Here is a 13,800-nt window from a genome sequence, read left to right on the forward strand (position 1 = left end):
GCCTGCATGGCAAGCGGCGGCAAATCCGGCAAGGCGGGCAGCTTCTGGCAGCGGCTTATCGGCCGGTCGGCCGAAGGCGATGACGCGCCCGCACCGCCGGCCGAGGTGCCTCAGGGCGCCATGGCGGCTGCGGCACCGGCCGGGCCCAGCGACTCAACGCCCGACCTGCGCGACTTCGACATCGGCGCCGAGATCGGCCGCGGCGCCATGGCCATCGTCTACAAGGCCACGCAGCGCTCCACCGGCCGCCAGGTGGCCATCAAGCGGCTGGCGCTGAGTCGCGAGTTCTCTTCCGAGGACCTGGCCGACGTGCGCGAACGCTTCATGCGCGAGGCGCGGGCGGCAGGTGCGCTGGAGCACCCCGACATCCTGCAGGTGGTGGATGCCGGGCAGGACGGCAACGACGCCTGGCTGGCCCTGGAGTACGTGCTGGGCCGAGACCTGAGCCTGTTCACGAAGCCGGGGCAGCTGCTGCCGGTGCGTGAGGTGGTGCAGCTGGGCGCCCGCCTGGCCCGCGCGCTGGATTACGCCCACAGCCGCGGCGTCATCCACCGCGACATCAAGCCCGCCAACATCATGCTCGACCGGGTCAACGGCAATCTGAAGCTGATGGACTTCGGCATTGCCCGCGTCGGCGACGGCAGCCGCACCCGCACGGGCCTGGTCCTGGGTACACCGTCCTTCATGTCACCCGAGCAGCTCGCCGGGCTGGCGGTGGACGGACGCAGCGACCTCTACTCGCTGGGCGTGCTGCTCTACCAGCTGCTGACCGGCCGGCTGCCGCACCAGAGCGATTCGATGGCGAAACTCATGCAACTGATCGCGACGGAGCCTGCGCCCGACGTGCGCCTGCATCGCCGCAGCCTGCCCGAGTCGCTGGCCCTGGTGCTGGCCGTGGCGCTCGAGAAGCGCCCCGAGTTGCGCTACCCCTCCGGAGAGCAGATGGCCCGTGACCTGGATGCGGTGCTCGTCATGGATCTGCAGGCCGAGCCGGCCGCTGCCGAGGTCGGTGCCGAGGCGCCCGATCCAGCCTTCGCACAAACACTGCGCTTGGCCGCCGAGGAAGCAGGGCAGAATCGCCCCTCCGCTCCCACTGGTGCCCCACCGCACGACCCTCGCCAAGCCCCATGACCCTGGAGTTCTTCAGCGCCACCGACGTGGGACGGGCGCGCGACAACAACGAAGACTCGGTGGCCCTGGACGAGGCCGCCGGGCTGGCCGTGCTGGCCGATGGCATGGGCGGCTACAACGCCGGCGAGGTGGCCAGCCAGATGCTGACCAGCTTCGTCGCCTCCGAACTCGGACGCTGGCTCAAGGACGCCGGCCGGGAAGCCCGCGCGGGTGAAGTCAAGCGGGCCATGGACATCTGCGTGGACAACGCCAACCGCGCGATCTTCAACGCCGCCAACACCAACCCGCGCTATGCGGGCATGGGCACGACGCTGGTGCTGGGCGTCTTCCGACCCGAGGGACTGTTGCTCGGACACGTCGGTGACTCCCGCGCCTACCGCCTGCGCGGCGGACGCCTGACCCAGATCACACGCGACCATTCCCTGCTGCAGGAACAGATCGACGCCGGCCTGCTGACGGTGGAAGAGGCTGCGTTTTCGAGCAACAAGAACCTCGTCACCCGCGCCGTGGGCGTGGAAGACACGGTGCTGATGGAGCTGCACCTGCACGAAGTCCAGGCCGGAGACACCTTCCTGATGTGCTCTGACGGCCTGTCCGACATGCTGGACGACGACAGCATCGCCAACCTCCTGAATGCCAACGCGTCGCTGTCAGAGGCGGCACGCGCGCTGATCATTGCGGCAAATGACAGTGGCGGGCGCGATAACATCGCGATCATCCTGGCCCGCGCCGAGGGCCGCCAACGTACCGAAGGACGGGGCTGGTGGCCCTTCGGTCGCCGAGGCGGCAAAGACTCCGTTGCCTGAAAGTCGCGGCACGCACAACAGAACTTGAGGTCATACATGGGCAAACTGGTGGTTTCGCTCGACGGCGTGGTGATCAAGGAAGTCCAGATCACCAAAGACAAGACCACGCTGGGTCGGCGGCCGTACAACGACATCGTCATCGACAACCTCGCGGTGTCGGGCGAACACGCGGTGCTGCAGATGGTGGGCGCCGACGTCTTCATCGAGGACCTCAACTCGACCAACGGCACCTACATCAACGGCAAGGCGATCAAGAAGCAGTTGCTGGCCGACAACGACACCGTCGAGATCGGCAAGTACAAGATCAAGTTCCTGCTGAATGACGGTGGCGACTACGAAAAGACCATGATCCTCAAGCCGGGCGCCGGCGCGCCGGCCAACCTGGGCTTGACGTCCGCCTTCGGCACCCTGGGCAGCGGCTCGTCCATCGGCCCGGCCACCATCAAGGTGCTGACCGGCGCGGCTGCCGGCCGTGAGGTGTCGCTGACCAAGGTCGTCACCACGCTGGGCAAGCCAGGTGTGCAGGTGGCTTCCATCACCAAGCGCCCCACCGGCTATGTCTTCGCCCACGTCGAGGGCACCCACCGGCCCAGCGTCAACGGCATTCCGCTGACCGGCGAGTCCATCGCGCTGCGCACCGGCGACCTGATCGAGCTGGCCGGCACGCAGATGCAGTTCATCCAGGGGTAAACGGACCACCCCCTACCGGCTTCGCCAGCCCCTTCAAGGGAGCACCCTCGGCCGCCCGGCAAAGCCGGATCGGCGAGGGTCATGGGGCAACCTGCCAGCCTTGCGAACCGTGTGATTTCCTCACGCATGGTGCGCTACCAAGTCGGTATTACGACCGTCTGACTGATCAGGTAGGTGCGTACATTCTTGGCTCCGCCCCGCCTGATGCGTGGCACCCCTTCCAAGCCACGCACTGCATGAACATCCGCGTCCTGGGCTGCTCCGGCGCCATTGCCGCCGGCTACAAGACCACCGCCTTCCTGCTGGACGGCGATGTGCTCATTGACGCCGGCACCGGTGTGGGTGACCTCCCGCTGGACGCCCTCGCGGCCATCGACCACATCCTGCTCAGCCATTCCCATCTGGACCATGTGCTGGGCATTCCGCTGCTGGCCGATGCCGTGCTGCGGCTGCGCGTGGCGGCCGGCCGTCCGCCCATCCAGGTTCACGCCCTGCCCGAGACCCTGGCGGCCCTGCGCCAGCACATCTTCAACGGCATCATCTGGCCCGACTTCACCGCACTGCCCACGGCGGCGGCACCGGTGCTGTCGCTGCATCCCTTCCAGATCGGCGACCGCCTCGACCTCGGCGGCCGCGTGGTCGAAGTGCTCCCCGCGATGCACACCGTGCCGGCCGTCGGCTTCGCGGTCGACGCCGGGGCGGCCGCTGGCCATGCCCATTGGGTCTTCACCGGCGACACCGGCCCCAACCCCGCGCTCTGGCAGCGCCTGGCCACGATGCGCTTGTCGCACCTGGTCATCGAGACCGCCTTCAGCGACGATGAATCAGAAGTCGCCCATGTCAGCCAGCACCTGTGCCCGACCGATCTGGGTCGTGAACTGGCCCAGCTGGCCGGCAGCGTGGACGTGCGCATCACGCACATCAAGCCGGGGGAAGTCGAAGCCGTCATGGCCGGCGTGCAGGCACTGAACAGCCCGCACCGCATCAGCGCCTTGCAGGCCGGGCAGGTCATGACGCTGTAACGCGCCGCCGCGCTGCGGCAGACCGCTCCGATCAACAGGGAGGCTTTGCCTCCCTGTTTCCATTTGTGAGCCGCGCCAGAAGATGTTACGCATGCAACTGACATTTCTTGCGCCGCGCCTCGTGAGTGACACAAAGCGTCAGTGCCAAGTGACGATTTTTGTCAGGCCGCAGGCCCGCACGCGGCGATTCGTGCGCAATCGCACGCGCCATCCCCCCTAGAAAGCTGGCACGCCCCCTGCATTCAGTGGGGGAGCCTCCCTCCCTCCCATTTACCTTTCGTCGGAGTTATCCATGAACCTGAAAGCACGCGCCCAACAAGGCTTCACCCTGATCGAACTGATGATCGTCGTGGCCATCATCGGCATCCTGGCTGCTGTGGCCATTCCGCAGTACAAGGACTACACGGCCAAGGCCAAGATCGGCAACGCCATCGTCGCCATCGACTCCTTCAAGAACGCCGTGGCCCTGTGCGGCCAGGAAGAAGGCGCCCTGACGAACTGCAACCAGACCGGCATTCTGAGCAACGCCACGTTCACCAAGACCAACGAAGTGGCCAGCGCCACCATCACCGGTGCCGGCGTCATCACCCTGACCTTCGAATCGTCCACCAAGGTCGGTAACGACCTGGGCGGCAAGTCCATCACCTTCACCCCGACGCTGGGCAACTCGGCTGTCAACTGGAAGATCGACGGCAGCGCCGTGACCAACGCGACGCTGAAGCAAGTCATCGAGAAGAACTCGTACTCCTGATCAACCCAAGTTGGTCACAGAACAGGGGCTTCGGCCCCTGTTTTCTTTTGTGGCGCCCGCTGGGCTGGCCCTAAGCTGCGCGTCACCCCCGCCTGACCACCATCCCAGCACCGACCTGCCGACCGATGCTTCGCAGCCCCCGACCCCTGCTGGTGACCGGCCTGGCCGCTGCGGCCCTGTTCCTGTTCGCCCGCGGCTACGAAGGCCTGCAGCACGACGGCATCCTCTACAGCGGGCAGACGCTGCTGCGCACCCGTGTGCCCGCCCTGAGCGGCGACCCCTTCTTCAGCAGCGGTTCGCAAGACGCGTTCTCGCTGTACTCGCTGCTGGTGGCGCCGCTGTACGACATGCTCGGCAGCAATGCCACGCACCTGGCACTGCTGCTCTTGGGCCTGGGCGCCTCGGCGCTCGCGGTGCTCGCCCTGCTGCGCAGCCTCGGGCTGCAGGCCTTGGCCCCCTGGGGCCTGCTGGCAGTGGGCGTGTTGTCGCCGATGTACGGCGGCATGCGCATCTTTGGCTACACCGAGCCCTATCTCACCGCGCGAACGCTGGCTGAACCGCTGGCGCTGCTAAGCCTGGCGGCGTGTGTGCGCGGGCGATGGGCCGTCGCCGCTGCCCTGCTGGGTATCGCACTCGCCTTGCATCCCCTGATGGCCCTGCCGGCCGTGGTGATCGCATGGCTCTTCGCCGTGGGTCACAACCGTCGCTGGCTCTGGGCCCTGGCCGCCGTGCCGGCCGCGCTCGTGCTGGGCGCGCTGGGTGTGTCGCCGCTGGACCGGCTGCTGCGCCGCTTCGACCCCACCTGGTGGGACATCATCTCCACCATCAGCCGACATCTCTTCGTCAACGAATGGGATTTCCGCGACTGGCGCGGCGTGCTGACCGACGTCGGTCTGATCGCTGCCGCCTGGGCGCTGCTGCCCCCCGCGCAGGCCGGACGGCGCCTGCTGGCAGCAAGCCTCGGCGCCACCGGGCTGCTGTTGGCCGCGAGCGCCGCCGGCTCGGTGCTGCTGCACAGCGTGCTGATCACGCAGATTCAGCCGTGGCGCGTGCTGTGGCTGACGCATGCGCTGGCCATGGCCCTGTCGCCTTTCGTGCTGCGGCAGCTGTGGCAGCAACAAGGGCTGTGGCAGCTCACCGCCGCCTTCGCAGCCCTGCTGCTGCTGGACGCCCAGGCCGGCAGCAGCTACGGCGGCCCCTTGCTCGTCGGCGTGCTGCTGAGTGCCGGCTTGGCATGGCGTCAGGTGGTCGTTTCACCGTCCCTGACGCGCGGGCTGCTGGTGCTGTGCGCACTGGGCTTGGTCGGCTACAGCGCCACCCACCTGATGCTGCAGCTGGATCGCATCAGCTGGCTGCAACCTCATGCAGGTGCGGCCGCTCGCGCCGCCAAAATCGTCACCGAGCCCTTGATTGCCCTGGGCCTGGTGGCGCTGCTGTGGATCGGTGCACGTCACCGTCGCGCCTGGGCGAACGCATCGGCACTTGGCGTCGCCACGCTGGGCTTGATCGCTGCATTGCTGACCTGGGACCGCCGCGACAGTTTCGGGCAGCTCGTGGAATCTCCGCCGCCCAACCCGCCCTTCAGCCGCTTCATTCCGGTCCATGCCAGCGTCTACTGGCCGGACAACGTCGGTGCGATCTGGAGCCTGCTCGGCCGCACCAGCCACTATTCACGCCTGCAAAGCGCCGGCTCCCTGTTCGGCCGTGACACCGCCCTGACCTTTGCCCCCCGCCGCGCGGCCTACCGGGCCATTGACGACGCGCGCGAACAATGCGAGGCCGGGTCCTTGATCGGCGGCGACCCGCAGGCCCTCGTCCGCTGCGCCACGCCATCGCCGGTGTTGCTGGCCGACCTGTGCAGCCAGCCCCAGCGACCCGACTTCCTGGTGTTCGAGTCACCCGTGCAAGCCACACCCTTGTCGGTGCTCACCGCCGGACCGCGTCGCTTCTCGCTCTACGCCTGCACCCAGTTCCAGAGGGCAGCGCCGTGACCGCGCCGACCCGCCTGGTGGCAGCCACGCCCTTGCCCGATCGCCTGAGACAGCTGCTCCAAGAGGGCTGGCGGTATGGCCTGACGAGCCTGGCCGCACTCGTGACTGACACGGGGGCGTACGCACTGGCCCTGCGCGCCGAAGTCCCGCTCGCCGCAGCCATCCTGCTCGGCTTTGCCGCAGGTCTTGCCGTGGCCTACGCCGGCAGCGTGATGTGGGTCTTCCATCAACACCGGCTGCACGACCGTCGCGCCGAGTTCGCCGCCTTCGCGGGCATCGGTCTCGCGGGCATGCTGCTGACGCAGGCCAGCCTGTGGTGGCTGGTGAGCCGGCAACACTGGCCACCGGTGCCTGCCAAACTGCTGACTGCCGTGGGTGTCTTCGCCTTCAACTTCACGCTGCGCAAGCTCCTGCTGTTCACGCGCGCCGCAGGCGCCAATTCCGCATGACCCAACCCTCCGCCCTCATCATCGGTGCCGGCCCGGCCGGCCTCACGGCCGGCCTGGAACTGCTGCGCGCCGGCTATCCGCAGGTCACGATCCTGGAGGCCACCGACGCCATCGGCGGCATCTCCAAGACCGTCAGCTACAAGGGCAACCGCATCGACATCGGGGGGCACCGCTTCTTCTCCAAGTCGGACTGGGTGATGGACTGGTGGCGCGATGTGCTGCCCGTTGCCCGGCCCGCTGGCGGCGGCGATGCGCGCCTGGCCTACCAGGGGCAGGAGCGGCTGCTCGGGGCCAGCCAGGCCACCGCCCGCGAGTCGGATGACGCCGTCATGCTGGTGCGCAGCCGCCAGTCGCGCATCTTCTTTGGCGGCAACTTCTTCGACTACCCGCTCAAGCCCGGCCTGGACCTGGTGCGCAACATGGGCCTGGGTCGCTGCCTGCAGTTCGCCGGCAGCTACATGGCAGCCGCCGCACGCCCCATCCAGCCCGAGCGCACGCTGGAAGACTTCTTCATCAACCGCTTCGGGCGCCAGCTCTACCTGCAGTTCTTCAAGGACTACACCGAGAAGGTCTGGGGCGTGCCCTGCCGCGACATCAGTGCCGACTGGGGCGCGCAACGCATCAAGAGCCTGTCCATCGGCAGTGCCGCCAAGCAGGCGCTGAAGAAGATCGTCACGGGCAAGACCGACACCCAGCACACCTCGCTCATCGAGAGCTTCCTCTACCCCAAGTACGGCCCCGGCCAGATGTGGGAGACGGCGGCCGCCGAGTTCGAGCGGCGCGGCGGCCGGCTGCTGCGCGGCTGGGCAGTGGACGAGATCCATCGCCGCGAGCACCTCGTGGAGCGCGTGGTAGCGCATGACGGCCAGGGCCAGCGTCAGAGCTTCGACGTGGGCCATGTGGTGTCGACCATGCCCATCCGCGAACTGGCGCAGGCGCTTCGCCCCGCACCTGACGCCCCGGCGCTGGCCATCGCCTCGGGCCTGGAGTACCGCGACTTCATCACCGTCGGCCTGCTGTACCGGCGCATGAGCCCGAAGGTGGCCGGCAAGGCGCGGCACGTCAGTGACAACTGGATCTACATCCAGGAACCCGGCGTGAAGGTCGGCCGCGTGCAGGTCTTCAACAACTGGAGCCCCTACATGGTGGCCGACCCCGACACCGTCTGGCTCGGCCTGGAGTTCTTCGCCCGCGACGACGACTCGCTGTGGGCCATGAGCGAGGACGCCCTCAAGGCCCTGGCCGTGCGCGAGATGCAGCAACTGGGCCTGGCGGACGAGGCCGAACTGCTGGACGCCACCGTGCTGCGCCAGCCCAAGGCCTACCCGGGTTATTTCGGCGCGGCCTTCCAGCGCTTCGACGAACTGCGCGGCTGGCTCGACGGCCTGAGCAATCTCTACCTGTGCGGTCGCAACGGCATGCACCGCTACAACAACCAGGACCACTCCATGCTGTCGGCCCGCCTGGCGGCGCAGGCCATCCTCAACGGCGGCACCGGGCGCGAGGCGATCTGGGCCGTCAACATCGACGACGACTACCACGAGGAAGCCCCGACAAAGAACTGACGGCGCCGCGTGCCATGATGCGCGCCCATGTCTTCTGCGCCGCCTTCCCTGCCATCTCTCTCCGCTGAGCCGATCGAGCCCGGGGCGCTGTTGGCGATCGTCATCGCCGCCGCGCTGCCGCCCCTGCTGGCCTACAACCAGACCCCGGCGGCCACGCTCTACAACCAGCTGCTCGCCTTGTCGGGCTGGGGTTTCGCGCTGCTGCTGTGGGCCCGCCAATCGCCCGGCTGGCTGCGCGGTGCGGGCAGCCCGGCCGCCCTGGCGCTGGCCCTGCTCTTCATCGCCCCGCTGACGTCCGTGATCTGGCGCGGCCTGCCGTCCTCGCTCGGCCTGGAAGCCGCCGCCGTGCTGGGCGCCGCCCTCGCGGTGCTGATGCTGGCCCAGGGCGTGCGCCGCGAGCAGCGCAGCCTCGCCGCCGAGGCCCTGTGCTGGGGCCTGCTGGTGGCCGGTGGGTTCAGCATCGCGATCAGCCTGGTGCAGGTCTTTGCACCTGGCTGGGCCGACGGCAGCGTCATTGCCCGCTCGGGCATCCCCGGCCGCGCCGTGAGCAACCTGCGCCAGCCCAACCACCTGGCCAGCCTGATGATGTGGGCCGCGGTCGCAGCGGTCTTCATCACCGAGCGCCGGGGCTGGCGTGCAGCCTTGGGGCCGCTGCTGTTCGCCTGCGTGTTCACGGTGGTGTTGAGCGCCTCGCGCACCGGCTTCATCGGCATCGGCATGCTGGCGGTGTGGGGCATCGTCGACCGGCGCCTGTCACGCAGCGCACGCCTGGCCCTGCTGGCGACGCCGCTCATGCTCGGCGTCAGCTGGTGGCTGATGGCGCTGTGGTCCGCCGAGAGCGGGCATGCCTTCGGCGCGGCCTCGCGCCTGTCCGAAGGGGCGGGCTCGCCCTCTCGCCTGGCCATCCTGCGCGATGCCTGGGACCTGACCCGCGCCAACCCCTGGTTCGGCGTTGGCTGGGGCGAGTTCAACTTCGCCTGGAGCCTCACGCCCTTCCCGAACCGGCCGATCGCCTTCTTCGACCACACGCACAACCTGCCGTCGCAGCTGGCCGTCGAGCTCGGCCTGCCGTGGGCGGGCCTGGTGCTGGGGCTGCTGGGCTGGGCGCTGTGGCGAGCCGCCCGCGGTGCGGTGAAGGCCGAAGGCGACGACGCCCTGCTGCGCCGCGCGGCACTGATGATCGTGCTGACCATCGGCCTGCACAGCCTGCTCGAGTACCCGCTCTGGTATGCCTACTTCCTGCTGCCGGCCTGCTTCGCTCTCGGCCTGGCCCTGCCGGCCGATGACGGCCGCACATCACCCGCGCCGGCGCTGCCTTGGCAGCTGGCGGGGGCGCTGCTCATCGCGGGCAGCCTGTTCGCGGTGTGGGACTACCAGCGCGTGGTCGTGATCTACGCGCCGCCGGACGAGGCCAAGTCCCTCAACCAGCGCATCGCCGAAGGCCAGCGTTCGGTGTTCTTCAGCCATCACGCCGACTACGCCGCCGCCACGAGCTTTCCGCCCGGCAAGCTCGCCCTGGCGGCCACGCGCCGCACGGCGTTCAGCCTCATCGATGCGCGGCTGCTGATGCACTGGTCGCGCTCACTGGAAGCCACGGGCGACGTCCAAGGCGCGCGCTTCGTGGCCGACCGGCTGCGCGAATTCCGCAACCCGACGGGCGACAACTGGTTCGCCAGCTGCGAGGAGGCTGCCTCCGCGCCGCCCATGCCGCAGTGCACGCCGGCCTCGGGCGTGGTGGACTGGCGGTCGCTGCGCTGAGGGCTACTCTGCGAGTTCAGCCCGCCACTCGCCCGACTTCCCGCCCTGCTTCTCCAGCACCCGCACGTTGCTGATGACCATGCCGCGGTCGGCGGCCTTGCACATGTCGTAGACGGTCAGCAGGCCAACCTGCACGGCGCACAGCGCCTCCATCTCGACACCGGTGCGGCCCAGGGTCTCGACCTGCGCGCGGCAGTGCACGCGGCTGTTCGGTTCGTCGAGTTCGAAGTCCACGGCGACGCGGGTGATGGGCAGCGGGTGGCACAACGGCACCAGGTCGCTGCAACGCTTGGCCCCCTGGATGGCCGCAACGCGCGCCACGCCGAGCACATCGCCCTTCTTGGCGCTGCCGCTGGCGATCAGCGCGAAGGTCTCGGGCTTCATGCGGATCTCGCCGGCAGCCACGGCCACGCGGTGGGTCTCCGCCTTGGCCGACACGTCCACCATGTGGGCCTGGCCTTGGGCATCAAAATGGGTGAGGGGAGAGGTCATGCCTGGAAACATTGGGGCAAGCGGTTGCAGGCATCATAGGAGGGTCGCCCTGAAGTGCGCGGTTGCCAAGGCCTGCCGCCCCGCCCGATGAAGAAGTTCCTGCAACGTCCCCTGCTCAGCCTGCTCGCCGCTGCCACGCTGGGCCTGCCCGGCGCGCCGCTGAACGCCCAGGTCAACCTGCCCGCCCTCGGCGACTCGGTGTCACAGGACCTGGACGTCAACGATGAGCGGCAGCTGGGCGAGCGCTACATGCGCCAGATTCGCCTGGACCCCGCCGTCGTACAGGACCCGCTGCTGCAGGAGTACATGGACGGCATCTTCCAGCCGCTGGTGGCCGCCTCGCGCAAGCTCGGCCACATCGGCGAAGACATCCAGGCCCGCTTTGCCTGGGAGTCTTTCCTGGTGGAAGACAAATCGGTCAACGCGTTCGCGCTGCCCGGTGGCTTCGTGGGCACGCACCTGGGGCTGATCGCGATGACCGTGTCGCGCGATGAGCTCGCGTCTGTGCTGGCGCACGAAATCTCCCACGTCACGCAGCGCCACATCGCACGGCGCATCGCGGGCGACTCCAAGAACAGCATGATCGCCATCGCCGGCCTGCTGCTGGGCGTGCTGGCCGCCTCGCGCGGCAACATCGACCTGGCCAACGCCGGCATCGTCGGCGGGCAGGCGGCAGCCACACAGATGTCGCTGAACTTCTCGCGCGACATGGAGCGCGAGGCCGACCGCGTGGGCTTCAACGTGCTGGTGGAAGCCGGCTTTGCCGGCAGCGGCATGGTCAGCATGTTCGAGCGCATGGACCAGGCCTACCACCTGATGGACAACGGGTCGTTTCCCTACCTGCGCTCCCACCCGCTGACGAGCGAGCGTATTGGCGACGCGCGCACCCGGCTCGCGCTGGAGCCCTTCGCGCGCCCGCGTGGCTTGGCCGAGCATGCCTTGATGGCCGCCCGCGCCCGCGTGCTGATGGACCCGCGCGTGGACGCCTGGAAGGTGCTGGAGAACTATGACGCCGGCGCCCGCAACCTCCGCGACAGTGGCGGCTACGAGCAGCTGGGGGCACGCTACGCCGCGACCCTGGCCTCCATCAAGCTGCGCAACTTCGACCGTGCCGAGGCCACGCTGCGCAGCGCCGACGTGACGCTGCAGCTGATCAACCCGAGCCCCAGCGAGATGGCCGCGGCTCGCCGGCAGCTGACCTATCTGCGCGCCGAACTGGCCCAGGCCCGCGGCCGCCCGATGGACGGCATGGCCGCGCTGGACAGCCTGCAGGGCGAAAAGTCCCGCCCGATGCTGATGGAGCGCGTGGCGCTGTCGCTGGTGCCAGGCGCAGGCGAGGCGGCGGTGCGTGAATCGGCCGAGGCGCTGCAGACGCATGTGAGCCTGCAGCCCAAGGATTCCTTCGCGTGGTCGCAGCTTGCCCTGGTCTGGCAGAGGCTCAACCAGCCGCTGCGCGCGGTACGGGCCCAGGCCGAGGTCTACGCCGCGGCGGGCGACCTCAACGGCGCGATCGACCGCCTGCGCTCGGGCCTGCGCCAGTCTCGCGGGCCGGATGCCGACCAGGTCGAGGCCTCGGTCATCGATGCGCGGCTGCGCACCCTGGTCTACGAGCGCCAGGCCCTGCTCGCCGAGATGTACCGCGGCCGCTACATCCCGCCGGACGCAGAACTGCCGAATTAGGCCCACCCCCTACCGGCTTCGCCGGCCCCCTCGAGGGGGCGCCGCTGGTGGACCGGCAAAGCCGGATCCACGGCGGCCGCTAGAGGGGCGGCGGCGCTTCGCGCGCCTTTCTGGGGGAGTGAGCGGCCGGTGGCGGCGAAGGGGAGTCAGCGTTGCGCGCGCTTTGACGTCAATCCGATGGGAACAGCCGCTCGATGACGACGTCGATGACCATGCCGCACAGGCTGTAGATCAGCGAGCCGATCAGCGCGGCGCCGAAGCCGGTCACGGCGAGGCCGTCGAGCAGGGTGGCAGCGGCCCAGAACACCAGCGCGTTGATGACGAACAGGAAGAGCCCCAGGCTCAGCACCGTCACCGGCAGCGTCAGCAGCACGAGGATGGGCCGCAGCAGCGTATTGAGCAGGCCCAGCACCAGCGCCGCGATCAGCGCCGAGGTGAAGCTCGTCACGACGACGCCTGGGTAGAGGTGCGCCACGAGCAGCAGCGCCCCGGCGAGCAGCAACCAACGGGTGAGGATCTTCATGGCCCGAGCATATCGGGCGATGCGGTCGGGCTGGTGTCGGCTGACCGTCGGATCGGACCCACAAGCGCCATGGCATTCAAATAGGAATCGTTCGCATTCGTGTTAATATTTTTGCTTCTCGCTGCTGGAAGCTCCCGTGAAACCCCTTGCCTTTGTCGCCCCCACCCCGGTCGCCGCCCCTGCGCGCGTCGGCGTGCTGCGTGCGCCGGCCACGGAGAACCCGGCACGCTTCGGTGAGGCGCCGCGCAGTCGCCGGCTGCTGCTCGTCGGCATCGCTGGCTTGCACCTGCTGGCCTTCTGGGGCCTGAGCCACATGCAGGACGTGCGCAAGACCGTGGCGCGCGTCGCGCCGGTCGTCGTGCGCCTGGTGGCGCCGGCCGAGCCGCCCAAGCCGCAACAACCCGTGCCGACGGCGCTGCCCGACATGAAGGCACCGACGGTGACGATGATCGAACCGCCACTGATCGCCATCGCCGCAGCGCCTGCGCCGTCGCCCGTCGTCGCGGCCCTGCCGCCACCGCCGCCACCCGCGCCGGTCCAGGCCGCCCCCACGCCAGCGCCAGTCGCGCTGGTCGTGCCGCCCCCGGCGCCGCCGTCGATCAAGCGCATCCCGGCCAGCGCCGTGCGCTATGTGCGCGAGCCGCGCATGACGGTGCCGCTGATGTCCAAGCGGCTGCGCGAATCCGGTGTGGTGCACCTGCGCGTGGTGGTGGACGTCAACGGCATGCCCAAGGACATCACGCTCGCGAAGTCCTCCGGCTTCGCCCGCCTGGACGAACAGGCGCTGCAAGACATGCGCAGCGCCCGCTTCGCCCCACAGACCGAGAACGGCCAGCCCATCGAATGGGAGGTCATCGCCCCGATGTCCTACGAAGTCGACCGCTGAGCCTGACCCCGTTTCCCGAGTAGCCATGCCCTGCGCTGCGCCTTGCGCCGCCGTGG

The 13,800-nt window shown here is 68.9% G+C and carries 13 protein-coding genes; 11 read left to right on the forward strand and 2 right to left on the reverse strand.

Annotated elements, in window-relative coordinates; translation table 11 throughout:
• Positions 1 to 6: 6 nt before the first annotated feature.
• The 9 genes from CDO81_RS16700 to CDO81_RS16735 all read left to right on the forward strand — a co-directional run bounded on the left by CDO81_RS16700 (position 7) and on the right by CDO81_RS16735 (position 10,163).
• The gene (locus CDO81_RS16700) at positions 7 to 1,131 is read left to right on the forward strand and encodes a serine/threonine-protein kinase (RefSeq protein WP_088484351.1); all 1,125 of its coding nucleotides are present in this window, start codon (positions 7 to 9) and stop codon (positions 1,129 to 1,131) included.
• On the forward strand, positions 1,128 to 1,937 hold the full coding sequence (locus CDO81_RS16705; RefSeq protein WP_088484352.1) for a Stp1/IreP family PP2C-type Ser/Thr phosphatase: 810 nt from the start codon (positions 1,128 to 1,130) through the stop codon (positions 1,935 to 1,937). Before CDO81_RS16700 ends, CDO81_RS16705 begins: the two co-directional genes overlap by 4 nt.
• A 36-nt stretch (positions 1,938 to 1,973) precedes the next feature.
• Positions 1,974 to 2,627 (forward strand): FHA domain-containing protein, encoded by a 654-nt coding sequence (locus CDO81_RS16710; protein WP_088484353.1) that lies wholly within the window; start codon positions 1,974 to 1,976, stop codon positions 2,625 to 2,627.
• A 236-nt stretch (positions 2,628 to 2,863) separates the two neighbouring features.
• Positions 2,864 to 3,649: an MBL fold metallo-hydrolase gene (locus tag CDO81_RS16715; protein WP_088484354.1), complete on the forward strand. Its 786-nt coding sequence runs from the start codon at positions 2,864 to 2,866 to the stop codon at positions 3,647 to 3,649.
• A 292-nt stretch (positions 3,650 to 3,941) separates the two neighbouring features.
• Positions 3,942 to 4,400, forward strand: coding sequence for a pilin (locus CDO81_RS16720; RefSeq protein ID WP_088484355.1), 459 nt, complete (start codon positions 3,942 to 3,944; stop codon positions 4,398 to 4,400).
• Between the two features lie 125 nt (positions 4,401 to 4,525).
• Positions 4,526 to 6,391, forward strand: coding sequence for a hypothetical protein (locus CDO81_RS28145; protein ID WP_158218317.1), 1,866 nt, complete (start codon positions 4,526 to 4,528; stop codon positions 6,389 to 6,391).
• A complete protein-coding gene (locus CDO81_RS16725; protein WP_158218318.1) occupies positions 6,388 to 6,840 on the forward strand; it encodes a GtrA family protein in 453 nt (150 codons plus the stop codon). Before CDO81_RS28145 ends, CDO81_RS16725 begins: the two co-directional genes overlap by 4 nt.
• Positions 6,837 to 8,405, forward strand: a complete 1,569-nt coding sequence (locus CDO81_RS16730; RefSeq protein WP_088484357.1) for an NAD(P)/FAD-dependent oxidoreductase — start codon at positions 6,837 to 6,839, stop codon at positions 8,403 to 8,405. Before CDO81_RS16725 ends, CDO81_RS16730 begins: the two co-directional genes overlap by 4 nt.
• A 27-nt stretch (positions 8,406 to 8,432) precedes the next feature.
• Positions 8,433 to 10,163, forward strand: a complete 1,731-nt coding sequence (locus CDO81_RS16735) for a PglL family O-oligosaccharyltransferase (RefSeq protein WP_088484358.1) — start codon at positions 8,433 to 8,435, stop codon at positions 10,161 to 10,163.
• Between the two features lie 3 nt (positions 10,164 to 10,166).
• Here CDO81_RS16735 and moaC read toward each other — a convergent pair whose 3' ends face one another.
• Entirely contained in the window at positions 10,167 to 10,655 is a 489-nt protein-coding gene (gene moaC / locus CDO81_RS16740; protein ID WP_088484359.1) for a cyclic pyranopterin monophosphate synthase MoaC, read from the reverse strand.
• A gap of 87 nt (positions 10,656 to 10,742) precedes the next feature.
• Here moaC and CDO81_RS16745 point away from each other — a divergent pair, with 87 nt between their 5' ends.
• Entirely contained in the window at positions 10,743 to 12,335 is a 1,593-nt protein-coding gene (locus CDO81_RS16745; RefSeq protein ID WP_088484360.1) for a M48 family metalloprotease, read from the forward strand.
• Between the two features lie 169 nt (positions 12,336 to 12,504).
• Here the strand turns inward: CDO81_RS16745 and CDO81_RS16750 are convergent, their stop codons facing one another.
• Positions 12,505 to 12,858, reverse strand: coding sequence for a phage holin family protein (locus tag CDO81_RS16750; protein ID WP_088484361.1), 354 nt, complete (start codon positions 12,856 to 12,858; stop codon positions 12,505 to 12,507).
• Positions 12,859 to 12,994: 136 nt separating this feature from the next.
• Here CDO81_RS16750 and CDO81_RS16755 point away from each other — a divergent pair, with 136 nt between their 5' ends.
• A complete protein-coding gene (locus CDO81_RS16755) occupies positions 12,995 to 13,744 on the forward strand; it encodes a TonB family protein (protein ID WP_088484362.1) in 750 nt (249 codons plus the stop codon).
• The last annotated feature ends 56 nt before the right edge of the window (positions 13,745 to 13,800 follow it).

This window comes from Roseateles puraquae (genome assembly GCF_002205845.1).
Classification (GTDB): Bacteria; Pseudomonadota; Gammaproteobacteria; order Burkholderiales; family Burkholderiaceae_C; genus Pelomonas; species Pelomonas puraquae.